22 protein-coding genes and 1 tRNA gene are annotated in these 22,608 nt (G+C 70.7%); 16 read left to right on the top strand and 7 right to left on the bottom strand.

Annotated elements, in window-relative coordinates; translation table 11 throughout:
* The first annotated feature begins 56 nt into the window (after positions 1–56).
* On the top strand, positions 57–230 hold the full coding sequence (locus ACULK4_RS00195) for a hypothetical protein (protein WP_445963904.1): 174 nt from the start codon (positions 57–59) through the stop codon (positions 228–230).
* 13 nt (positions 231–243) lie between these two features.
* Here the strand turns inward: ACULK4_RS00195 and ACULK4_RS00190 are convergent, their stop codons facing one another.
* Positions 244–1,428 (bottom strand): low temperature requirement protein A, encoded by a 1,185-nt coding sequence (locus ACULK4_RS00190; RefSeq protein WP_445963903.1) that lies wholly within the window; start codon positions 1,426–1,428, stop codon positions 244–246.
* A 156-nt stretch (positions 1,429–1,584) separates the two neighbouring features.
* On the opposite strand from ACULK4_RS00190, the gene ACULK4_RS00185 reads away from it, so the two are divergent.
* Entirely contained in the window at positions 1,585–2,241 is a 657-nt protein-coding gene (locus tag ACULK4_RS00185; protein ID WP_445963902.1) for a DUF305 domain-containing protein, read from the top strand.
* Positions 2,242–2,292: 51 nt separating this feature from the next.
* On the opposite strand, the gene ACULK4_RS00180 is transcribed toward ACULK4_RS00185, so the two are convergent.
* Positions 2,293–4,053, bottom strand: coding sequence for an LVIVD repeat-containing protein (locus ACULK4_RS00180; RefSeq protein WP_445963901.1), 1,761 nt, complete (start codon positions 4,051–4,053; stop codon positions 2,293–2,295).
* A 225-nt stretch (positions 4,054–4,278) separates the two neighbouring features.
* Here ACULK4_RS00180 and ACULK4_RS00175 point away from each other — a divergent pair, with 225 nt between their 5' ends.
* From ACULK4_RS00175 to ACULK4_RS00160, 4 genes are all read left to right on the top strand, one after another.
* Positions 4,279–5,001: an SOS response-associated peptidase gene (locus ACULK4_RS00175; protein WP_445963900.1), complete on the top strand. Its 723-nt coding sequence runs from the start codon at positions 4,279–4,281 to the stop codon at positions 4,999–5,001.
* Positions 5,002–5,115: 114 nt separating this feature from the next.
* Positions 5,116–5,502, top strand: coding sequence for a DUF2255 family protein (locus tag ACULK4_RS00170; RefSeq protein WP_445963899.1), 387 nt, complete (start codon positions 5,116–5,118; stop codon positions 5,500–5,502).
* 112 nt (positions 5,503–5,614) lie between these two features.
* Positions 5,615–6,538, top strand: a complete 924-nt coding sequence (locus tag ACULK4_RS00165; RefSeq protein WP_445963898.1) for a gamma-glutamylcyclotransferase family protein — start codon at positions 5,615–5,617, stop codon at positions 6,536–6,538.
* 32 nt (positions 6,539–6,570) lie between these two features.
* On the top strand, positions 6,571–7,104 hold the full coding sequence (locus tag ACULK4_RS00160; RefSeq protein ID WP_445963897.1) for a YbaK/EbsC family protein: 534 nt from the start codon (positions 6,571–6,573) through the stop codon (positions 7,102–7,104).
* Between the two features lie 174 nt (positions 7,105–7,278).
* Here ACULK4_RS00160 and ACULK4_RS00155 read toward each other — a convergent pair whose 3' ends face one another.
* Both ACULK4_RS00155 and ACULK4_RS00150 read right to left on the bottom strand, forming a co-directional pair.
* Positions 7,279–7,953 (bottom strand): phosphatase PAP2 family protein, encoded by a 675-nt coding sequence (locus ACULK4_RS00155; protein WP_445963896.1) that lies wholly within the window; start codon positions 7,951–7,953, stop codon positions 7,279–7,281.
* A gap of 157 nt (positions 7,954–8,110) precedes the next feature.
* Positions 8,111–8,197: transfer RNA gene (locus tag ACULK4_RS00150), tRNA-Leu, on the bottom strand.
* Positions 8,198–8,535: 338 nt separating this feature from the next.
* Between ACULK4_RS00150 and ACULK4_RS00145 the strand changes: the two genes are divergently transcribed.
* From ACULK4_RS00145 to pknB, 9 genes are all read left to right on the top strand, one after another.
* On the top strand, positions 8,536–9,282 hold the full coding sequence (locus ACULK4_RS00145) for an HAD-IA family hydrolase (RefSeq protein ID WP_501043393.1): 747 nt from the start codon (positions 8,536–8,538) through the stop codon (positions 9,280–9,282).
* On the top strand, positions 9,279–11,798 hold the full coding sequence (locus tag ACULK4_RS00140) for a glycoside hydrolase family 65 protein (protein WP_445963895.1): 2,520 nt from the start codon (positions 9,279–9,281) through the stop codon (positions 11,796–11,798). Before ACULK4_RS00145 ends, ACULK4_RS00140 begins: the two co-directional genes overlap by 4 nt.
* A 98-nt stretch (positions 11,799–11,896) precedes the next feature.
* Positions 11,897–12,643: an FHA domain-containing protein gene (locus ACULK4_RS00135; protein WP_445963894.1), complete on the top strand. Its 747-nt coding sequence runs from the start codon at positions 11,897–11,899 to the stop codon at positions 12,641–12,643.
* A complete protein-coding gene (locus ACULK4_RS00130) occupies positions 12,640–13,173 on the top strand; it encodes an FHA domain-containing protein FhaB/FipA (RefSeq protein ID WP_445963893.1) in 534 nt (177 codons plus the stop codon). Before ACULK4_RS00135 ends, ACULK4_RS00130 begins: the two co-directional genes overlap by 4 nt.
* A 3-nt stretch (positions 13,174–13,176) precedes the next feature.
* Positions 13,177–14,409 carry a PP2C family protein-serine/threonine phosphatase gene (locus ACULK4_RS00125; RefSeq protein ID WP_445963892.1) on the top strand — a complete coding sequence of 411 codons (1,233 nt, stop codon included), beginning with the start codon at positions 13,177–13,179 and terminating at the stop codon, positions 14,407–14,409.
* Positions 14,402–15,799, top strand: a complete 1,398-nt coding sequence (locus ACULK4_RS00120; RefSeq protein ID WP_445963891.1) for an FtsW/RodA/SpoVE family cell cycle protein — start codon at positions 14,402–14,404, stop codon at positions 15,797–15,799. The genes ACULK4_RS00125 and ACULK4_RS00120 overlap by 8 nt, the downstream gene beginning before the upstream one ends.
* Positions 15,796–17,250 (top strand): peptidoglycan D,D-transpeptidase FtsI family protein, encoded by a 1,455-nt coding sequence (locus tag ACULK4_RS00115; protein ID WP_445963890.1) that lies wholly within the window; start codon positions 15,796–15,798, stop codon positions 17,248–17,250. The genes ACULK4_RS00120 and ACULK4_RS00115 overlap by 4 nt, the downstream gene beginning before the upstream one ends.
* Complete coding sequence (locus tag ACULK4_RS00110; RefSeq protein WP_445963889.1) at positions 17,247–18,935, top strand: protein kinase domain-containing protein; 1,689 nt, start codon at positions 17,247–17,249, stop codon at positions 18,933–18,935. Before ACULK4_RS00115 ends, ACULK4_RS00110 begins: the two co-directional genes overlap by 4 nt.
* A gap of 34 nt (positions 18,936–18,969) precedes the next feature.
* Positions 18,970–20,664 (top strand): Stk1 family PASTA domain-containing Ser/Thr kinase, encoded by a 1,695-nt coding sequence (pknB, locus tag ACULK4_RS00105; protein ID WP_445963888.1) that lies wholly within the window; start codon positions 18,970–18,972, stop codon positions 20,662–20,664.
* On the opposite strand, the gene ACULK4_RS00100 is transcribed toward pknB, so the two are convergent.
* The 3 genes from ACULK4_RS00100 to ACULK4_RS00090 are packed head-to-tail and all read right to left on the bottom strand — an operon-like array spanning position 20,649 to position 22,281.
* Positions 20,649–21,299: an aminodeoxychorismate/anthranilate synthase component II gene (locus ACULK4_RS00100; RefSeq protein ID WP_445963887.1), complete on the bottom strand. Its 651-nt coding sequence runs from the start codon at positions 21,297–21,299 to the stop codon at positions 20,649–20,651. The genes pknB and ACULK4_RS00100 overlap by 16 nt on opposite strands.
* A complete protein-coding gene (locus tag ACULK4_RS00095; protein WP_445964157.1) occupies positions 21,296–21,469 on the bottom strand; it encodes a hypothetical protein in 174 nt (57 codons plus the stop codon). Before ACULK4_RS00095 ends, ACULK4_RS00100 begins: the two co-directional genes overlap by 4 nt.
* On the bottom strand, positions 21,457–22,281 hold the full coding sequence (locus ACULK4_RS00090; protein WP_445963886.1) for a class E sortase: 825 nt from the start codon (positions 22,279–22,281) through the stop codon (positions 21,457–21,459). Before ACULK4_RS00090 ends, ACULK4_RS00095 begins: the two co-directional genes overlap by 13 nt.
* A gap of 71 nt (positions 22,282–22,352) precedes the next feature.
* Between ACULK4_RS00090 and ACULK4_RS00085 the strand changes: the two genes are divergently transcribed.
* Positions 22,353–22,592, top strand: coding sequence for a cell division protein CrgA (locus tag ACULK4_RS00085; RefSeq protein WP_445963885.1), 240 nt, complete (start codon positions 22,353–22,355; stop codon positions 22,590–22,592).
* Positions 22,593–22,608: the final 16 nt, after the last annotated feature.

Here is a 22,608-nt window from a genome sequence, read left to right as displayed (position 1 = left end):
GTCTGCACGCGGGTCGCCCGACGACCGGCGCGGTCCGCGATGACGGAGGGAAGCCGATGAGCATCAACATGGACAACCCGTTCGGGCACGGGTACGACAAGGGCCGCGAGGCCGAGGTCGAGTACGAGGAGGAGCTCGAGGCCGAGGGCGTCGGCGAGGACGACGCCGAGTACGTGATGGAGGACGTCGCCGACCCCGAGGACGACCAGGAGGAGTTCGGGGGGCGCTGAGCGCCCACTCGGCTCAGCCGCCCTCGGGCGCGCGCCGACGGTAGCGCTCGATCGTCTCGCCCGCCGCGGTGGGCACCAGCACGAGGGCGGCGAGCGCCCCGGTCGACAGCGGCTCGAGCCACGGCGCCGCGGCGAGCACGACGACCAGCCCGACGATCCCGGCGAGCTGCGCCCGCATCCAGCGCCGCTCGAGGACCCGCCGGAACAACATGGTCCCGACCAGGAACAGCATCGGACCGCCGAGCACCGCCACGGTCGCCGGGACGCTCTGCTCGTGCGGATTGCCGAGCAGTTCCTTGTCGCCGACGCCGAGCAGCACGATGCCGGCGACGATGAGCAGGTGCACCCAGACGTAGGCTGTGCGCGCCATCCGGCCCGGGGCACCGGCCGCCTGCAGCGCCTCCGCGCCGATCCGCTCGCCGTGGTCGAAGTAGATCCACCAGCACGAGGCGGCGGCGACGAACGCGATGGCCACGGCGATGACCCGGTCGGGCGTCGCGTCCTCGCCGACGAACTCGAACCCGGTCACGAGCAGTCCCTCGCCGAGCGCGATGAGCACGAACAGCGCGCTCCGTTCGGCGAGGTGCCCGCCCGAGACGTCCCACCGGTCGATCTCCATGCGACCGCGACCGGGCACCGGGTATCCGCGGAGGCTTCCCGTCAACTCCACCCCGAGGGCCGCGGCCCAGAGCGGCAGCTGCAGGGGCTGCGGCAGCAGGGCTCCGGCGATCCAGAACGCGGAGCTCGCAAGCGCCCAGACGAGCACGTTGGTGAAGTCGTCGGCGACCCGCTCGTCGTGCCGGCGGGTGGCCCAGACCATGAACCCGGCGCGCCCGAGCTTCAGCACGACGTAGGCCAGGGCGAACACCCACGCGCGTTCGCCGAACGCCTCTGAGATCGACGTGCTCATGACGAACGCGATGAAGGCGAGCACGATCACCGTCACGCGAACGGGCAGCTTCACGGGGTCGAGCCAGTTCGTGACCCACGTCGTCGAGACCCACACCCACCACAGCGCGCACACCATGATCACACCCTCGAGCGCACCGAGCGGCGTCTGGTTCTCCGCCAGGGACGCCGCGACCTGGTTGAGGCCGAACACGAAGACGAGGTCGAAGAAGAGCTCGACGTACGTGACGCGCTCCGCGCGATCCGTGTCGGCCGGGCGCAGCACGTCCGCACGCAGTCCGAAGGCCATGCCGCCATCCTGCACCCTGCCGACCGGCGGCGACGGATGCCGCGTCGAGGGCCGTCGGCTCGCATCGCCGCCGGGCGCTCGCACCGCTGGCATGTGCGGGAGTTTTCGCGTTATATGGACGTGGCGCCCGGCCGGGCGCGCACACGAAGGAGTGGCATGACGGCATTCGAGCGACCCATCCGCATCGGGGCAGTGCTGGTCCTCGGCGTCGCCCTGAGCGGCTGCACGGCCGGGTCCGCGGCGCCGGAGGCCACGAACCCGACCGTGCAGCTCGGCGCGCCGGGTGAGCCGAACCGGACGATGTCGCCCGAGGAGGCCGCCGGCATCGAGGAGCCCGCCCACACCGAGGCGGATGTCGAGTTCATGCAGATGATGATCGTGCACCACGACCAGGCCATCACGATGACCGAGTGGGTCGAGGAGCGCACGACGGATCGCGACATCCGACTGCTGGCGGAGCGCATGCGCATCAGCCAGGAGGGCGAGATGGATCTCATGGCGGGCTGGCTGCAGGAGCGCGGCACCCCGCTGCGGGACGAGCACGGCGGCCACGGCGGCGCCCATGACATGCCGGGCATGCTGACCGACGAGCAGCTCGAGCGACTCGAGGCCGCCGACGGCGAGGAGTTCGAACGGCTCTTCCTCGAGTACATGATCCAGCACCACCAGGGCGCCCTCGAGATGGTCGCCGACCTCTGGGCCTCGGACGGCGGGCAGGAGCAGGCCATCGGGCAGTTCGCACGCCACGTCGAGGGCGATCAGGCCATCGAGATCGCGCGCATGCAGTCCATGCTCGCCGAGCGCGCGTCTTAGGGCGTCGTGCGGTGGCGGGGAGGCCGGGTCACCGACCTCCCCGCCGTCGGATCAGCGGAGGCTGGCGGCGAGCGCCTTCAGCCCCTGCACCAGGTCGGAGTCCGCCGGGAAGCCGGACTCGCTCGCAGCGGCGGTGAGCAGCCCGGAGGCCGACCTACCTGCCTTGGTCGACTCAGCCTTGTCGATCAACTTGTTCACCTTGTCGAGCTGTGCGCCCGAGAGGGTGCCGGCTCGCTCGGCCTGGTCGACGTACGACCGGGCGACGGCGAAGCTCGGGTCGTGCTCGAGCATCGACTGCAGCTGCGCGTTGAACTCGGCGAGCTCGATCTCACCGGCCGCAGCGATCTCGTTCGCCGACATCATGTCGCTCTCGACGAGCTCCATCGTGTCGAAGCCGCGTGCGATCTCGCTGCCGAGCACGTTGCCGTTGTACCAGTAGGTCGACCAGTAGCCCCCGAGGGTCAGGGCGGTGTCGCTGATCGGACCGCGATCGAGGTACGCGATCTCGACCGGGTTCTCGGTGTCGGTGAAGTCGAGGATGGACATGCCGCCCTGGTACCACGCCTGCACCATGATGTCGCGGCCCGGCACGGGGATGATCGAGCCGTTGTGCGCCACGCAGTTCTCCTGCGCCGTCTGCGGAGCCGGCAGCTTGTAGTAGCTCGCGAACTCGAGCTTGCCGTCGACGATGTCGAACAGCGCGTTCGCGCCCCACTCGGGCTGGTGGGTCTCCAGGCAGCGGGCCCCCGTGCCGCCGCCCCACTCGTCGGTGAAGACGACCTTCGTGCCATCGTTGTTGAACGTCGCCGAGTGCCAGTACGAGAAGTTCGTGTCGGCGACGGCGTCGATGCGCACCGGGTTCACCGGGTCGCTGATGTCGACGAGGATGCCGTTGCCCTGGCACGCGCCCGCGAGGAGCCCGATCTCGGGGAACGCCGTCACGTCGTGGCACGTGTTGGTGTTCGGCGTCGGCGAGTAGGTGCTGCCGCTCGGGTGCTGTGCGCTGCCCGGCAGCGTGTTCTGCAGGCCGTTGTACGCGCCCGTGTCGACATCGGTGAAGATGCGCGGCTGGCTGACGATCTCGGCCGTCTCGGGCGCCGCGAGCGGCACCTTGATGACGTCGATGCGCCACTGCGTCGGGTCGCCCTCGGTCACCGGGTCGGTCGTCAGCGCGGCGTTCTCGCAGCCCTCGAGCTCGAGCGCCGAGCGCACACTCGAGGTGCCCGAGTTGTAGATGTACACGTTGGCCGCGTCATCCGGGTCGGTCACGACGGTGTGCGTGTGCGATCCGCGACAGGTCTGCACGCCCGGCAGCTGCACGGGATTGCTGAGATCGCTGATGTCGAAGATGCGCACGCCGCGGAACCGCTCGGCAGCCGGATCCGTGATCGGGGCGGTGCCGCAGTCGATACGGCCGTTGGTCGCCTCGACCGACATGAAGAGCAGGTCGCCGTAGACCGAGACGTCGCCCTGGCCGCCCGGGCACACGAACGCCGTCTCGAGGGCCGGTGCCGCCGGGTCGGAGATGTCGAAGACCTGGAAGCCCGAGAAGCTGCCCACGATGGCCTTGTCGCCCGTGAAGGCCAGGTCGGAGTTGATGACGAACCCGGCCGGCACCGGCAGGCTGTCCAGGAGTTCGACGCCGCTTGCGGCGATCCCGGCGTCGTCGAATCCCGCGGGCAGGTCGACGCGCGGGTCGTCTCCTGCCGAGGCCGCCGTGGCGGTCATCAGCGAGGCGCCGAGTATCAGCGCTCCGGATGCCGCGATGGCGCGTCTGCGCCATCTGGCGGGTCGTCGTGAGGTGATGGTCATCAGTTCCCTCTTCTCTCGCTCCATTGCGTGATCGAAGGCCCCCGATGACACGGACGGGCCGCACGTCGTCGTGCGGCACGCGGCCCCGGGGAGCCGATCTCTGGTCCAAACGTAGCTAGGAATCCGCGTGATGTCAGCAAGCGTTGTCCGAGGATTGCTCATGTTGACTCGACGGGTCGTCGGCGGCGCGGCGTAGGCTCGCGTCATCCCGATCGGAGGACCCTCATGTGCGGACGATTCGTGGTCTCCCAGCAGGCCGACGACCTCACCGCGGTGTTCGACGCCGAGAACGACTTCGCCGACTGGCGCCCGTCGTACAGCCTCGCGCCGACCGACACGATCCCCATCGTGCGCGAACGTGCGAAGTCCGACACCGGCGAGTTCGTGCGGCGCCTCGAGCCGGCCCGGTGGAACTTCCATCCGGCGTTCATGAAGGAGTCGAAGCGGCCGCAGTTCAACAGCCGCATCGAGACGGTCGCGACCAACGGGCTGTGGAAGGGTGCGTTCGCCTCCGGCCGGTGCATCGTGCCCATGCGCGGCTACTACGAGTGGACGGGCGAGCCCGGCAGGAAGCGCGCCCACTACCTGCACGGCCCCGACGAGCTGCTCGCTGCGGCCGGCATCTCGACGGCGCGGAAGCTCGACGACGACACGTGGGAGGTGTCGACCTCGATCATCACGCGCGAGGCCCGTGACGCCTCCGGCGAGATCCACGACCGGATGCCGGTGTACCTCCCCCTCGACGCGATCGACCACTACCTCGATCCCGCCAAGCTCACGCCCGCCGACGCGCAGGCGATGGTCGACTTCCTCCTCGCGCAGTCCGACCGGGTCGCGCCGACCATCACCGAATACGAGGTCGACCCGCGCGTGAACAACCACCGCCGCATCGACCCGCACGACCCGACCCTGATCGAGCCGCTCGGCGACGACCCGACCCTGATCTGAGGGGCCCGCAGCGCGACATCGACGGCGGTGGCGCGCGCCGGGGACGGGGCCGAGCCGCTCCCGTTGCCTCGCGGCACCCGGGCGCCGAGAATCGGATGGTGGGAAGGGGCGACGATGACGACATGGGGCACTGAGCAGCTTGCCCGCATCGGCGACGCCGAGGAGATCGAGGTGTCCTCGCACCGCGGCGACGGCTCGCTGCGGAAGTACGTGATCATCTGGTCGGCCCGGGTCGGCGACGAACTGTTCGTCCGCTCGGCCTACGGTCCCGACAACGGCTGGTTCCGCCGTGCGAAGGCGAGCGGCTCCGGCCGGGTGCGAGCCGGCGGCGTCGAGCACGACGTGGCGTTCGTCGACGTCCCCGCAGCCGAGGCGGCGACGCATGAGGCACTGGATGCCGCGTACCGGGCGAAGTACGCCGCGCACCCGCCGCGCATCGTCGCGACGGTCGTCGGCCCGGACGCGGCCGCCACGACCCTGCGACTCGAACCGCGCGGCTGACCCGGCTCACGCGACTGCGGCAGCCGCGGGCGTATCATGACCGCATCCGGCCTACGCCGCAGCGACGAACCCACCGCCGAGTGCGACGTCCGAACAGTGCGCGAGGTGCATCATGTCGATCCCCGATCCGCCGGACTCCGCGCACGCCGCTGCGCCAGCGAGCCCGCCGGATCCCGAGAACCCCGCGCATCCCGAGCATCGCAGGTGGTGGACTCCGGCCGGGGTGTCCGCGCTGGCCGGCGTCGCGGCCGTCGCTGTCGCCCTGGTCAGCGTGTTCGTCGGTCTCCCTCGCGACTCCGCCGCCCCTGACGCGGCCTCGCCGAACGCGACCGATGCGGTGCACGTGTTCGTATACGGGTCGTCGATGCCCGGAGAGTCGCGATACGCCGAGATCAAGGAGTATGTCGAGTCGTCGACCCGGGCCGTCGTCGACGGCCTGCTGTACGACTCGGGCCTCGGCTATCCCGCCGCGAAGTTCGAGCCCGGCGGCGAGGTCCCGGGCTTCCTCCTGACCCTCGAGGCCTCGACGGCGGACGCGTTCGTCCGCGAGCAGACCGCACTCGAGTCCGGCCTGTTCGTGCCGGTGGACGTGCAGACCCATTCCGGCGTGACGGCCACCGCGTGGGAGTGGATCGGCGCGACCGACGGGATGCCACGGATCGATGCGTGGGACGGTTCGACCGCCGCGTTCGGGCAATCCGTGTTCATCCGCGAACTCGCCGTCGGCGACTGCTTCAGCAACTCCGACGGCCGGGTGGCGCTGACCGCATGGTGCGAGGCTCCGCACGGGTACGAGGTGCTCCACGTCGAATCGCTGCCGACGGCGACGTACTCGGCCGACGCGATCGAGGCGGCCGCCACGGAGCGCTGCGATCAGGCGTTCGAGGATTCGGTCGGCGAGTCGCCAGCTGCAGCCGTACTGGCCGTCGAGCGATTCGTCCCGTCGAAGGACGAGTGGGACTCGGGCGATCGGGTCGTCCTCTGCGCCGTCTTCGAGCCCGATTCGCTCATGGTCGGAACTCTCGAGCGCGGGTGATCGCGCGGCGGCATCCGTCGTACGCTCGCCGCATGCGCTTCGGAACGCTCGACTTCACGCCCGCCGCCCATTCGCCCGAGCTCCTCTCGGCGCCCACCGCCACGGCGATCAGTGCGACGGATGCCGCGGCGAACCCGGTGCTCGTCGCCGCGATCGATCCCGGCCTGGCCGACACCGCCGCGTTCTGCGAGCACTACGGGATCGCCATGGCAGACGGCGCGAACTGCGTCGTCGTGCAGGCTCGGCGCGGCGACCGCACGTGGTACGCGGCCGTGCTCGTGCGGGGCTCGGATCGCGCCGACATCAACGGCGTGGTGCGACGGCACCTCGACGCACGGAAGCTGTCGTTCGCGTCGATGGACGAGGCCGTGCGGCTCACGGGCATGCAGTACGGCGGCATCACGCCGATCGGCCTTCCCGACGACTGGGCGATCCTGGTCGACGAGTCCGTCGCGGCGCACGAGCGGCTCATCATCGGCAGCGGCATCCGCGGCTCGAAGCTGCTCGTGACCGGCGCGTACCTCGCATCCCTGCCGAACGCGGAGGTGCTGGCGCTCGCACGGTGACGCCGGGACGGGGAGGCGCCCGTGGCTCGCGGATCCCCTCGTCGGTCAGACGGCGGCGACTACCGGGCGGGGTCGGCGTCCAAGGCGGCCCGCACGCGGCGCGCCACGGGTACCCGAGCAGGCTGGAGGGCGGATCCGCCCGCGTCCGTCCGAGGGCCGCAGTGCGCCCGTTCCCTATGGCGAGAGCGACTCCCGCCGGACCACTGCGGCGCTCCAACGCCCCAGCAGGACCCCCGCGAGCACGTCCGAGATGTGGTGCTGCCCGCGGTAGATCCGCGAGAACGCGATGCCGCCGGGAATCACGTACCGCAGCAGGGGTCCGAGGACTCGCGCCCCGCGGACCCCGTGCCGGTCGAGCAGGTCGGCGAGCGTGGTGTGGAGCGCGACGGCCGCCGCCGTGTGCCCGGACGGGAAGGACGACGTCGCGTGGGGCCGCTCCGGCCGCCACACCCCACCGGGTCGCGGCCTTCCCACGAGGGCCGCAGATCCGACGAAGCAGGCGGTCTCGAGCGCGAGTGCCGCACCGGGGGCGATGGCGCCGCGCCGGTCGCGCGTAAGCCACCACGTCACGCCGCACCAGAACGCCCCATTCGCGATCGTCTGCGGCACACCCGAGTACCACGAGAGCGGACCGGTGACCCGATCGAGCAGCTCACGAGGCTCGAGCGGGTCGACCGACGCGCCGTCATCGTCGTCGGGCCGGTGGCCGAAGGCGTCCTGGAGCGCGCGCACCGCCCGGTCCTCGCACGGGTCATCGCCGCCGACGAGCCGTGCGGCCCGTCCGGCTGCGGCGAGCGCCGCGATCGCTCCCAGCCCCGGCAGGACGAACGAGCGGAGGACCCGGTGCATGCCCGGCAGCCTAGCCGCCCCGCGGTCGGCCTCCGAAGCACGGACCGGGCCGCCCGGGGCACTCCTGAACTCGCACGTGCCTGATGCCGACCATCACGTCGAACGTGTCGGGAGTACGGGAACGGCCCGGGTCGATGACCCGGGCCGTTCCCGACGCTGGTGCGCAAGGGGGGAGTTGAACCCCCACGCCCTTTCGGGCACACGGACCTGAACCGTGCGCGTCTGCCTATTCCGCCACTTGCGCATACCGACTCGTACACAGGCGCGAACCAGCCAACCGAGACTAACATACCTCCGCGTGGCGTCCGGCCACGCCCCCTCCACACCAGCACGACCTCGGCAACCGCTCCGAGTCGCCCGAGCCTCTCGCGCCGCCCCCGAGCGCGGGCATAGCCTTGACTACCGGCACCGGCGCCCGACCAGTTCCCCCGATCGAAAGGATCGCCCGTGACCCACCCCCGCGACGATCGCGCGAGCCTGCGCGACAGCGCGCCCGTCGACCCCGCCGACGTCGACCTCGGCGGCATCCGCGGCTGGCTGTTCGACCTCGACGGGGTGCTCACGCCGACCGCGGTCGTGCACATGCACGCGTGGGCGCGCCTGTTCGCGCCGTTCCTCGAACAGCGCGGCGCCGAGCCCTACCGCGACGCCGACTACTACGCGTACATCGACGGCAAGCCGCGGTACGACGGGGTGCGGTCGCTCCTGGCGAGCCGCGGCATCGTGCTGCCCGAGGGCGAGGTGACGGATGCCGCGAGCGCCGAGACCGTGCACGGCCTCGGCAACCGCAAGAACGACGCGTTCAACGAGACCCTCGCCGAAGAGGGGGTGCGGCCCTACCCGGCGAGCGTCGCGCTGCTCGACGCGATCGAGCGCGCCGGCGGCGAGGTCGCCGTGGTGTCGAGCTCGAAGAACGCGCCCGCGGTGCTCGCGGCCGCCGGCATCGACGGCCGATTCGAGGTCGTCGTCGACGGCGCGGTCGCCGCGCGCGAGGGCATCCCGGGCAAGCCGGCGCCCGACATGTTCCTGCGCGCCGCAGAGCTCCTCGGCCTGGCGCCGGAGGAGTGCGCGGTGATCGAAGACGCGGAGTCCGGCGTGAAGGCCGGCGCCACCGGCCCGTTCGCACTCGTGATCGGCGTCGACCGCGGCGTCGGGCGCGACGCGCTGACCGAGCTCGGCGCCGACGTGATCGTCGACGAGCTCGACGAGCTCCTCCCGGCGCTCGAGCGCGCCGGCGCGGCATCCGCTGCACGCAACGAAGAGATCCCCGGGTCACGAGACGCGGCTGCGCCGCTCCACGACCCGCAGACCGGAGAGGACCGCGCATGAGGTTCGCCGACACCGATCCCCTGAACCGCACGATCTTCCCGACCGACGAGTGGGCGCTCGTCGAGACCGAGTTCGGCGTCGACGACATGGGCCGCACCGAGACGCTCTTCGCGGTGGGCAACGGCTACCTCGGCCTCCGCGGCAACGTGGAGGAGGGCCGCGACGGCCACATGCACGGCACGTTCATCAACGGCTTCCACGAGACGTGGCCGATCCGCCACGCCGAAGAGGCCTTCGGCTTCGCGCGCGTCGGCCAGACCATCGTGAACGCGCCGGATGCCAAGATCATCCGCCTGTACGTCGACGACGAGCCGCTCGTGATCACCGAGGCCGAGATCATGGCCTACGAGCGCCGGCTCGACTTCCGGCTGGGCGTGCTCAGCCGTCGCATCGAGTGGCGCACCCCGTCGGGCAAGCGCGTGCTCATCACGAGCCGCCGGATGACGAGCTTCACCGACCGCCACCTCGGCGTCATCGACTACGAGGTCGAGATGCTCGACGCCGACGCCGCGGTGACGATCTCCAGCCAGATCCTCAACCGCCAGGACGGCCGCGACGAGTACCGCGCCGGGGTGACCGAGGCCCCCGGCGCATTCGACCCGCGCAAGGCCGAGACGTTCACGGAGCGCGTGCTGCAGCCTCGCGTGCAGCACCGCCAGGGCGGGCACTACGTCCTCGGGTACCAGTGCACGAACTCCAAGATGGCGATCTCGGTCGGCGCCCGGCACTCGATCGCGACCGACAACGAGTACACCGAGACCGGCTCGGTCGGCGACGACCTCGCCAAGCACACCTACCGGGTCCGCGCCGAGAAGGGCGTGCCGATCCGCATCACCAAGCTGATCAGCTACCACACGGCCCGCAAGGTGCCCGCGCGCGAACTCGTCGACCGCTGCGATCGCACCCTCGACCGCGGCGCCGAGATCGGCATCGCCGAGCTGTTCGAACAGCAGCGCACCTGGCTCGACGACTACTGGGCCCGCTCCGACGTCGAGATCGCCGGGCAGCCCGAGCTGCAGCAGGCCACCCGCTGGAACCTGTTCCAGCTCGCGCAGGCGACCGCGCGCACCGACGGCGGCGGTGTCGCCGCGAAGGGCGTCTCGGGCTCCGGCTACGGCGGCCACTACTTCTGGGACTCCGAGATCTACGTGATGCCGTTCCTCAGCTACACGGCGCCGATCGTGGCCCGCAACGTGCTGCGGTTCCGTCAGCGGATGCTGAACGCCGCCCGCGCCCGTGCGCTCGAGCTCAACCAGCGCGGGGCCCTGTTCCCCTGGCGCACCATCAACGGCCTCGAGTCGTCCGCGTACTACGCCGCGGGGACCGCGCAGTACCACATCGACGCCGACGTCTCCTATGCGCTGTGCCAGTACGTGGCCGCCACGGGCGACGAGGACTTCCTCGCGCGCGGCGCGATCGACATCCTCGTCGAGACCGCGCGCATGTGGGAGGACCTGGGCTTCTGGCGCACCAACACCGACGACGTGTTCCACATCCACGGCGTCACCGGGCCGGACGAGTACACCACCGTCGTGAACGACAACCTGTACACGAACGTGATGGCCCGCGCGAACCTCGCCGCTGCGGCCGCCGCCGTCGACAACCTGCAGGTGCACGACCCGGAAGGCCACAAGCGGCTCGTCGAGCGGCTCGGCGTGACACCGGCCGAGGTCGCGAGCTGGCGTCGCGCCGCGGCGCACATGCACATCCCGTTCGATGCGCAGCTCGGCGTGCACCCGCAGGACTCGGCGTTCCTCGAGAAGGAGCTGTGGGACCTCGAGCACACGCCCGACAACCGCCTTCCCCTCCTCCTGCACTACCACCCGCTCGTCATCTACCGGTTCCAGGTGCTCAAGCAGGCCGACGTCGTGCTCGCGCTCTACCTCCAGGGCGACCGCTTCAGCACCGAGCAGAAGCTCGCCGACTTCGAGTACTACGACCCGCTGACCACCGGCGACTCCACCCTCTCGGCGGTCGTGCAGTCGATCATCGCCGCCGAGGTCGGGTACCACGAGCTCGCGCTGCGCTACTTCCGCTCGGCGCTGTTCGTCGATCTCGCCGACCTGCACCACAACGCCGCCGACGGCGTGCACGTCGCATCGACCGGCGGCGTCTGGGCCGGCCTCGTGTCCGGTTTCGGCGGGTTCCGCGACCACAACGGCCGGTTCTCGTTCGATCCACGCCTTCCCGACGGCTGGGAGCGGCTCTCGTTCCGGCTCACGCTGCGCGGCACGCGCATCCGCGTCGACCTCACGGCCGAGGCCGTCCGGTTCACCATCGAGGTGGGCGAAGCGGATGCCGCGGTGCCCCTCGAGGTGCGTGGCGAGCGTGTCGTCGTCACCCCCGGCGCCCCGCTGGTGGTCGCCCTCGACGGGCACGGCGCGCGTCGCGTCGGCGCACCGACCATGCAGAACGTGCGCGGCGCGCGACGCGCCGACGGCACGCTGCTCACGGCGTCGATCCCGACGCTGTCGCTGGACGTCGACGAGGAGGAGGCCGCGTCCGTCTTCGACTGACGGGAGGTCGCGGAACGGCATCGTTCCGCGCCGTCCCCGGCGCGATCGCATGCGCTCGGGCTAGCATGTCAGTCGAGCACGGACCGGACGGGAGACCTGTGGGCCTACTGGACAACTTCGAGAAGGGTCTCGAACGCGCCGTCAACGGCGCGTTCGCGAAGACCTTCCGCTCGGGGCTGCAGCCTGTGGAGATCACGGCCGCGCTGAAGCGCGAGATCGACACGAAGGCGGCGGTCGTGTCGCGCGACCGCGTGCTCGTGCCCAACCGGTTCGCGGTGCGCATGTCCCCGGCCGACCACGAGCGCATGACCTCGCTCGGCCCGGCGCTGATCGACGAGCTCGTCGACCTGGTGCAGAAGCACGCCGCGAGCCAGCGCTTCCAGTTCGCCGGCGGCATCCGCATCGACCTGCAGGCCGACGCGGGCCTCGCCGAGGGGATGGTGCAGGTCGACTCGCAGAACGTGAAGGGCCGCGTCGCCTGGACCCCGGTGCTCGACGTCGACGGCCGCCGCTTCCCGCTCCTGAAGGGCCGCACGGTCATCGGCCGCGGCAGTGAGGCGGACGTCACGCTCGACGACGCCGGCGCCTCACGCCGTCACGCAGAGGTGCAGTGGGACGGCCAGCGCGCCCGCGTCCGAGACCTCGGATCCACGAATGGCACGCAGTTGAACGGCGCCCCCGTGAAGGACGCCGTGCTCGAGCCGGACTCCGTGATCACCATCGGGCGCTCGCGTATCGTGTTCCGGGTGCTCGCCCAAGCCGATCCCTCCGACACCGCCGTCGGTCGCCGAGTCGACCCCAGCCAGCGCCGCAACGCGGATGGCTTCTGGGGGCCGACCGAATGAGTGAACTGACCCTCCTCGTCCTGCAGCTCGGCTTCCTGGTGCTGCTCTGGGTGTTCGTGTTCGCCATCGTGTACGCCCTGCGCAGCGACCTGTTCGGCCAGCGCGTCCGGAAGCTGCAACCGGATGCCGCGGCCGCCGGCGCTGCACCGGCCCCCGCCGCCGCGGCGGGTCCCGGTGCCCCGACCGCGGCAGTGAACCGCCCGTCGGCGCCCCCGGACGGCGGCGACGCCACCACCGAGAACGCGACGCGCCTGGTGATCACATCGGGGGCGAAGGCCGGCGCCGAATTCCCCCTCGGTCGCGACGAGATCACGATCGGTCGGTCGAGCGACTCCGCGATCATCATCCGCGACGACTACACGTCGACGCACCACGCCCGGCTCATGCTCTGGAACGGCCGGTGGATGATCCAGGACCTCGACTCCACCAACGGCACGTTCCTCAACGGCTCCCGAGTCACCGTGCCCACGCCCATTCCGCTCGGAGCCACCGTCAAGGTCGGAGCGACGACGTTCGAGCTGCGGCGGTAGCCGATGGCCAGCGTCAAGGCGAGCGCGGCGGTCTCGCACGTCGGCCGGGTCCGCTCCAACAACCAGGACTCCGGCTACGCGGGTCGACGCCTGTTCCTCGTCGCCGACGGCATGGGCGGCCACGCCGGCGGCGACGTCGCGAGCGCGATCGCCACGCGCCGCATCTCCGAGGTCGCCGACACCGACTACGCGTCATCCGCCGACGCGGGGGCCGCCCTCGAGGCTGCCCTCCTGTCGGCGAACCGCACGCTCGAAGAGACCGTCGCCGACCACTCGGAGCTCACCGGCATGGGCACCACGGTCAGCGCCATGCTCGTGCAGCAGGACCGCGTCGTGATCGCCCACATCGGCGACTCTCGCGTCTACCTGCTCCGTTCGGGCGAACTCAGCCAGGTGTCGACCGACCACACGTTCGTGCAGCGACTCGTCGACGCCGGCCGCATCACCGCCGAGGAGGCGATGGTGCACCCGCGCCGTTCCGTGCTCATGCGAGTGCTCGGCGACGTCGAGTCCTCCCCCGAGGTCGACACGCTCGTCATCGACACCCACCCCGGCGACCGGTGGATGCTGTGCTCCGACGGCCTGTCGGGCGTCGTCCCGTTCGACGAGATCCACGAGATGCTCTCGTCCGACGCAGGCGCGAAGCAGGTCGCCGACCGGCTCGTGAAGGCGTCGCTCGACGGGGGCGCGCCCGACAACGTCACCGTCGTGGTCGTCGACATCGGCGACCCGCCCGCGCCCGACACGCCGCCGCTCGTCGTCGGATCCGCCGCGGCGCCGCTCGCGTTCGGCACGCCCGAGCCCGCGCGCCGGCCCGGCATCCGCCTCACCCCGTTCCGTCCGCACCCGGTGCAGGAGACGCACTTCGAGCCCGACTCCGAGGAGTACTTCGACGAGCTGATCGAAGAGGACGAGCGGCGCCGCCGTCGGCGCCGGATGTTCTGGGGACTGTGGATCTTCCTGCTCGTCGGCGCGATCGTCACCGCGTTCCTCGTCGGCTACCAGTGGACGCAGACGCGCTACTACGTGGGCGAGTACAACGGGCGCGTCGCGATCTACCAGGGCATCCAGCAGGACCTCGGCCCGATCTCGCTGAGCCGCCTGCACTCCGAGACGCCGGTCGACATCGCCGAGCTGCGGACCTACGACCAGCAGCGGGTCGAGCAGACCATCAGCGCCGGCAGCCTCGAGGAGGCGGTGCGGATCGTGTCGCGACTGGAGGAATCCGTTGACTGACCGAGCGACCCGTCCCGCCGACCGCGCACCCGCGACCGAGAGCGTGCGCCGCATCCGCCTGCCGCAGAAGCTGCGGAACCTCGAGTTCGGCCTCCTCCTCGTCGCGTGCATCATCAACGCCGGAGCGATCGTGCTCGTGCAGCTGGGCGCCATGGGGAGGGTGGACACCCAGCTGGTCCTGCTCGGCGCGGGCCTGTCGGCGCTCGTCTTCGGCCTGCACATCGCGATGCGCTTCGTGGCCCGCGACGCCGATCCCTTCCTGCTGCCCATCGCGACGGTGCTGAACGGCCTGGGCATCGCGATGATCTACCGCATCGACATCGCGTACGGCGACAGCGGGTGGGAGAGCGCGGCGGTCCGCCAGATCGTGTGGAGCGCGATCGCGATCATCGCGGGCCTCGCGACGATCCTCCTGCTCCGCAACCACCGCACGCTGTTCCGCTACACGTACCTGTCGGGCCTGATCGCCATCGTCCTGCTCCTGCTGCCCCTCGTGCCCGGCCTCGGGCGCGAGGTGAGCGGTGCGCGGGTGTGGATCGGGGTCGGCGACATCGCGACCTTCCAGCCCGGCGAGATCGCCAAGATCGCCCTCGCGGTCTTCTTCGCCGGCTACCTCGTGCGCAACCGCGACTCCCTGTCGATGGTCGGCCGCAAGTTCCTCGGCATGAAGTTCCCGCGCGCCCGCGACCTCGGGCCGCTCCTCGTCGTGTGGGCGCTGTCGATGTCGGTCATCGTCTTCCAGCGCGACCTCGGCACCGCATTGCTGTACTTCGGGCTGTTCCTCGTCATGCTGTACGTCGCGACCAGCAGGCTGTCGTGGGTCGTGCTGGGACTCGCCCTGTTCTTCGGCGGCGCCATCATCGCCAGCCAGACCCTCGAGTACGTCAACGGCCGGTTCCGCAACTGGCTGGACGCCTTCAACCCCGAGGTGTACGACGCCGCGGGCGGGTCGTACCAGCTCGTGCAGGGCCTGTTCGGCCTCGCCAACGGCGGGCTCATCGGCACCGGGCTCGGCCAGGGCAGGCCCGACCTCACCCCTGTGCCGCAGAGCGACTACATCATCGCGAGCCTGGGCGAGGAGCTCGGCCTCGCCGGCGTGTTCATCATCCTCGCCCTGTACGTGCTGTTCGTCGCACGCGGCTTCCGCATCGGCTTCGCGGGCCAGGACGACTTCGGCAAGCTGCTCGGCGTGGGCCTCTCGTTCGTCGTCGCACTGCAGGTGTTCATCGTCGTCGGCGGCGTCACGCGCGTCATCCCGCTGACCGGACTCACCACGCCGTTCCTGGCCGCCGGCGGCTCGTCCCTCGTCGCGAACTGGATCATCGTCGCCCTCCTCCTCCGACTCTCCGACACGGTCCGCAACCACCCGAGGCTGGTGATCGACGGATGAACCGCGAACTCAAGCGGGTGACCATCGTCGCCCTCCTCATGTTCCTCACGCTGTTCGTCGCGACGACGGTCATCCAGTACGTGCAGTCCGAGAACCTCGCCGCCGACCCGCGGAACGCGCGGACGCTCTACGAGAGCTACTCCGTCGAGCGGGGCCCGATCCTCGTCGGCGGCGATCCGATCGCGTACTCGGAGCCGAGCGACGACGACTACAAGTTCCAGCGCATCTACGCGAACGGACCGCTCTACGCGCCCGTGACGGGCTTCATCCCCGTGAACGGCGAGGCGACCGGCCTCGAGCTCTCGCTCAACGCGGAGCTCAGCGGGCAGTCCGACTCGCAGTTCTTCGACTCGCTCAACCGTCTGATCTCCGGGCAGGATCCGATGGGCGCCTCGGTCGAGGTCGCCATCGACCCCGTCGCGCAGCAGGCGGCGTGGGACGCGCTCGGGGACTACACCGGCGCCGTGATCGTGACCGAGCCGGCGACCGGCCGGATCATCGCGATGGTGACCAAGCCGACGTTCGACCCGAACAGCCTCGCCGTCCACAACGGCGAGCAGGTCGAGGAGACCTACCAGGCGCTCGTCGAGGACCCGGCCGACCCGCTCTTCAACCGAGCGACCGGCGGCGACATGAATCCTCCCGGATCGGTCTTCAAGCTCGTCATGACCGCGGCGGCGCTCGAGTCCGGGCAGTACACGCCCGACAGCACCTTCCCCAACCCGGCGGAGTTCACGCTCCCGGGCACGAGCTCGGTCGTCCGCAACTCGAGCGGCGGCACCTGCGGCGGCGGCTCCGAGGTCACCCTCGCGACCGCGCTCCGGCTGTCCTGCAACATCCCGTTCGCCGAGCTGGCCCTCGAGCTGGGCGACGACGCCATCCGCGCCCAGGCGGAGAAGTTCGGCTTCAACTCGGACTTCACGACTCCCAACCCGACGGCGATGAGCACGTACCCCGCCGACCCCGACGAGCCCCAGACCGCGCTCACCGGATTCGGCCAGGGCGACGTCCGCGCGACGCCGCTGCAGATGGCGATGGTCTCGGCCGCGATCGCGAACGACGGCATCGTCATGAACCCCGACCTGGTCGACGCGATCACCGCTCCGGACTTCCGCACCATCGAGGAGTTCTCGGCCGCGGAGTTCGGCCGCGCGATCAGCGCGGAGACGGCGCGCACGATGACCGAGATGATGGTCCAGGGCGTCGAGAACGGCGCCGCGAGTAATGCAAGAATAGACGGCGTCAGCGTGGCCGGTAAGACCGGGACCGCGGAGAACGGCGAGGACGATCCATACACCCTCTGGTTCACCGGGTTCGCCCCCGCAGACGACCCTCAGTATGCGATCACGGTCCTCGTGGAAGACGGCGGGGGACTAGGTCAGGAAGGGTTCGGCAACGCGATTGCCGCGCCGGTTGCGAAACAGGTACTAGAGGCGGTGCTGAACAAATGAGACCGAGCGCAGGGCTCACCTTCGGTGGGCGCTACGAACTGCAGTCCCGGATCGCCATCGGCGGTATGGGCGAGGTGTGGCAGGCCACCGACCTCGTCATCGGGCGGCAGGTCGCCATCAAGATCCTCAAGGACGAATATCTCGGCGACCCCGGTTTCCTCGAGCGCTTCCGCGCGGAGGCACGGCACGCCGCCCTCGTGAACCACGAGGGCATCGCGAACGTCTTCGACTACGGCGAGGAGGACGGCAGCGCCTACCTCGTCATGGAGCTCGTGCCCGGTGAGGCGCTGTCCACGATCCTCGAGCGCGAGCACGTCCTGCCGACCGACAAGGTCCTCGACATCGTCGCCCAGACCGCGGCGGCGCTCCAGGCCGCCCATGCGGCCGGGCTCGTGCACCGCGACATCAAGCCGGGAAACCTGCTCATCACGCCCGACGGGCGCGTCAAGATCACCGACTTCGGCATCGCGCGGATCGCCGACCAGGTTCCCCTGACCGCCACCGGCCAGGTCATGGGCACCGTCCAGTACCTGTCCCCCGAGCAGGCGTCCGGTCACCCGGCGTCGCCGACCACCGACATCTACTCGCTCGGCATCGTCGCCTACGAGGCGCTGGCCGGTCGCCGGCCGTTCACCGGCGAGTCGCAGGTCGCGATCGCCATGGCGCAGATCAACGAGACGCCGCCCGACCTGCCCGTCACCGTGTCGGAGCCCGTCCGCAACCTCGTCTACTCCTGCATCGCGAAGAACCCGGCCGACCGTCCGCAGACGGCCGCCCACCTGTCGCGCGCGGCGAACGCCCTGCGTCGCGGCGACGTGCGTGGCGCCGCGGCCGCGGTGCCCGCGATCCTGGGCGCCGCGGCGGGAGCCACCGCCGCCACGGCGCTCCTGCCGCAGCAGGCCGGTCCGGGAACCGCGGCGACGACCGTGCTCCCCGCCGGCGGAGCGGTCACCACGACCGAGACCGTGGAGGAGGAGACCGAGCCCGAGAAGAAGCGCAGCCCGTGGACGTGGCCGCTCATCGTGCTCATCATCCTGCTCGCCCTGGTGCTCATCGGCACGCTGATCGCGCTCGCCCTCAACAATGGCGAGGAGCCCGAACCCACCCGCAGCACGCCGGCGGCCTCCACGCCGACCTCGGCCCCGCCGACCACGACGGAGGCGCCCCCGCCGACGACGGAGGCGCCGCAGACCGTGGTCGTGGACCGCGCCGCGTACATCGGCCGCAACGTCGACGAGGTCCGCGCCGAGCTCGAGCAGGCCGGCTTCGCCGTGACCACGCAGGAGGGCGCGGCGGCGACCTCGCCCGAGCAGGCGAACACCGTCTCCGACGTGAACCCCAGCGGCACCCTCGCCGTCGGTTCCGCGATCACGGTCACCTTCCTCGGCGCCCCCGAGACGCCCAGCGCACCGGCGAACGCCCCGACGGTGAACCCCACCGAGGTCGAAGCCGGCGGAATCGTGCAGGTGAGCTGGCCTGCGGCGACCTGTCCCTCCGGCCAGGAGCTCAGCGGCTACGAGGTCGCCGTGACCGGCGACGCGACCGCGCCGAGCCCCGTCGGCCCCGGCACGACCAGCGTCAACGTGCAGGCGGGCAGCCAGTCGTTCGAGGCGACCTACCGCTACTTCTGCGGTCAGCTCGACTCTCCGTTCTCCCCGGCCGCGCCGGTCACCGTCACGCCCTAGTCCGCTCCCGAGAGCCCTACCGATCGGAGGAACCGTGAACGATGAAGGTCGCATTCTCGCGGGTCGCTACCGCGTGGGTGCCCTCATCGGCCGCGGTGGCATGTCCGATGTGCACGTCGGCACCGACAGCCGGCTCGGACGCCAGGTGGCGATCAAGCTCCTGAAGCCGCAACTCGCGACCGATCCGTCGTTCCGCATGCGCTTCCGGCAGGAGGCGCAGTCCGCCGCCCGGATGGCGCATCCGACGATCGTGCGCGTCTTCGACGCCGGCGAGGAGACCGTCCGCGACGACTCGGGGCACGAGGTCCAGCTCCCCTTCATCGTCATGGAGTACGTCGAGGGCCGGCTGCTCAAGGACATCATCCACGAGGGTCCCCTCGAGCCGCTCGCCGCGGCCCGGGTCATCGAGGGCGTGCTCACGGCGCTCGAGTACTCGCACCGCGCCGGCGTCGTGCACCGCGACATCAAGCCCGGCAACATCATGATCACCACCGGCGGCCAGGTGAAGGTCATGGACTTCGGCATCGCGCGCGCGGTCTCCGACTCCGCCACCACCGTGGCGCAGACCACCGCCATCCTCGGCACCGCGTCGTACTTCTCTCCCGAGCAGGCGAAGGGCGAGATCGTCGACGCGCGCACCGACCTGTACAGCACGGGCGTCGTGCTCTTCGAGATGCTCACGGGCCGTCCGCCGTTCCGCGGCGACACCCCCGTCGCCGTCGCCTACCAGCACGTCAGCGAACGCCCGGTCAAGCCGAGCGTCATCAACCCCAAGGTCTCGCCCGCGCTCGACACCGTCGTCCTGCACTCGCTCGCGAAGGACCGCGACATCCGCTACCAGACGGCGGCGGAGTTCCGCGCCGACGTCGAGGAGGCGGCGTCCGGGCGGGTGCCGACCAAGCGCAGGGTCGACGAGACCGCCCTCTTCTTCGGCACCGACACCGGCTCGCTCTCGACTTCGGAACTCGCCCTGCGCCAGCTCGCCGAGGACGACACCATGACGCGCACCCAGCGCCGTCCGCCGGCGATCTGGATCTGGTCGGGCATCATCGCGGTCGTCGTGATCGTGGTCGCGGTGATGTACTGGGCCTTCAACCTCCAGCCCGCCGACGACCTGCCGTCCAATGCGAGACAGGTCCCCGCTCTCACCGGCTCGACGTGGGAGGAGGCCGCGAACGAGCTTCAGGCCCTCACGCTGCCGGCCACGCGGATCGACGAGACGAACGACACCGTGCCCGCCGGCGAGGTGATCCGCACCGAGCCGAGAGAGGGCGAGATCGTCGACACGGGCACGCCCATCCGGGTGTTCATCTCGACGGGCCGAGAGGCCGTCGCAGTGCCCAACCTGGTCAACAAGACGCTCGAGCAGGCGAAGGCCGACGTCGAGGCGGTCGGCCTCGTCGCCGGCAGCGAGACCCGCCAGAACTCGCCGACCGTCGCGGCGGGAACGGTGCTCGCCACCGATCCCGAGTCGGGCTCCTCGGTCGAGACGGGGTCGACCGTGAACTTCGTCGTCTCGAGCGGGAACGTGACGCTGCCCGATCTCACCGGGCAGTCGCTGCAGGCGGCCTCGTCGTACCTCGGATCGTCGACGCTCCAGCTCACGCCCGTGCCCGTGCCCGACGGCAGCTGCCCGTCGCAGCCCGGTTCGCCGGTCGTGCGACAGTCCCTCGCGCCGGGCGACGTGCCGCAGAAGTCCGAGGTCGAACTCGTCTACTGCGCCGGCTGAGACACCCGCACCAACGGGTTCAGCGAGCGGGCGCGTTCGGATGCCCCGGCGAGCCCGGTCTCCGCGAGCCAGTTCCCCAGCATCCGGTAGCCGCCCTCGGTCAGCACCGACTCGGGGTGGAACTGGACGCCGTGGATCGGCGCCGACTCGTGCCGGAGACCCATGATCACTCCGCCCTGGGTGCGGCTCGTGACCACGAGCTCTTCGGGCACGGTGCCGTCGACCACCGCGAGCGAGTGGTACCTGGTCGCGGTGAACGGCTGCGGCACGCCTTCGTAGAACGCGCTGTCGTCGTGCACGATGCGCGACGTCTTGCCGTGCATGAGCTCCTCGGCGTTGGTGACGGTCGCGCCGAACGCCTCGGCGATGGCCTGGTGCCCGAGGCACACACCGAGCAGCGGCTGACCCGACTCGAGCGCGGCCTCGACGACCGGGATCGACACGCCGGCGTCGGCGGGCTTGCCGGGCCCGGGCGAGATGAGCACGCCGTCGTACTCGGCGATGCGCCCGGGCACGTCCGCGACGGCGATGTCGTCGTTGCGGACGACCTCGGTCTCGGCGCCGAGCTCCTGCAGGTAGCCGTTCAGCGTGTAGACGAAGCTGTCGTAGTTGTCGATGACGAGGATCCGGGTCATTGCTCCACCGTGACGTCGATTGGGTTGACGATGCCGTCCAGCCACGGGAAGACCCAGGCGAACAGCGCGAACAGCGCTGCGGCGGCGATCACCGCGAGCAGCAGGATGCGGACCCAGACGGGTCCGGGAAGGATGCGCCAGAGCGCCGCGTACACGATCACTCCCCCCACGCCGCGACCTGCGCGGCGATCTCGTCGGGCGGCCCGGCGCTGACGGGCTGCCAGGACTCCAGCACGCCGTAGGCGACGATGCGCTCCGCCGTCGAGTACAGCGGGTTGCAGCTGGTGAGCGTGATGATGCGGTCGGCCGGCGCGAGGTCGGGGCGGTGCGGCACGGGGGCGAGCACGTCGACGGTGTCGGGCGTGACGTACTCGAAGTCGCGGAACCGGTAGGTGTACCAGCCGTCGCGCGTCTGGATGAAGATGCCGTCGCCGAGCTGCAGCTGCTCGATCTCGTGCATGCCGCCGCCGTAGGCACTGCGGTGCGACGCGATCGCGAAGTTGCCGACCTCGCCGGGCATCTGCGTGTCGGGGTAGTGGCCGACGCCGAGCTGGTAGCTGTTGAGCACGTCGAGGCCGATGCCCTCCGCGATGCCCCGCTGCGAGCCCTCGCCGAACCTGGGCACGTACATGACGGCGAAGGCCTCGCCGTTGCCGTACGCCGTGGTGTCGACGACGGGGTCGCCGAAGCCCTCTGCCGCGGGCAGCGGTGCGTCGGCCTGCTGGGCCCTGGCCTGCTCGACCCACTCCGTCGAGAGGTCGGATGCCGCGTCGGACTGCTGCGAGGCCATGATCGCGTCGTTCCACCAGAGCTGCCAGCCCAGGAAGAGCAGGATGAGCACGCCCGCGGTGACCAGGAGTTCGCCGGCGATGCCGACGATGCTGGCGCGCGGGCGGACGGACCCGTCGGGCGCGTCGGACGCTGCGGGCCGTTCCTCGGTCTCGACGGGATCGGCCCGGTCCTCGATCAGGCGCCCGGGCATACCGGCGATTCTATTCGCCCGCGGTTGTGCGGTCTCCGAGTGCTCCAGCCGGATCGACTAGAATCTCCCGCATGGCACGCACGAATTCATCGAAGCCCGCTCGCGCGGAGCAGCCGAGCGGCGAGGACGCGCCGAACCCCGTCTGGTTCAAGCCCGTGATGTTCGGCTTCATGCTGCTCGGGCTGATCTGGATCATCGTGTTCTACGTCAGCCAGGGTGCGCTCCCCGTCGCAGAACTCGGCTCGTGGAACATCCTGGTGGGATTCGGCATCGCCTTCATCGGCTTCCTCATGACCACACGCTGGCGCTGACCGGCGACGACGTGAG

The organism is Agromyces selenitireducens (assembly GCF_052748465.2).
The sequence above is the reverse complement of the archived record's forward strand: the minus strand, read 5'-3'. Positions and strand labels throughout refer to the sequence as shown.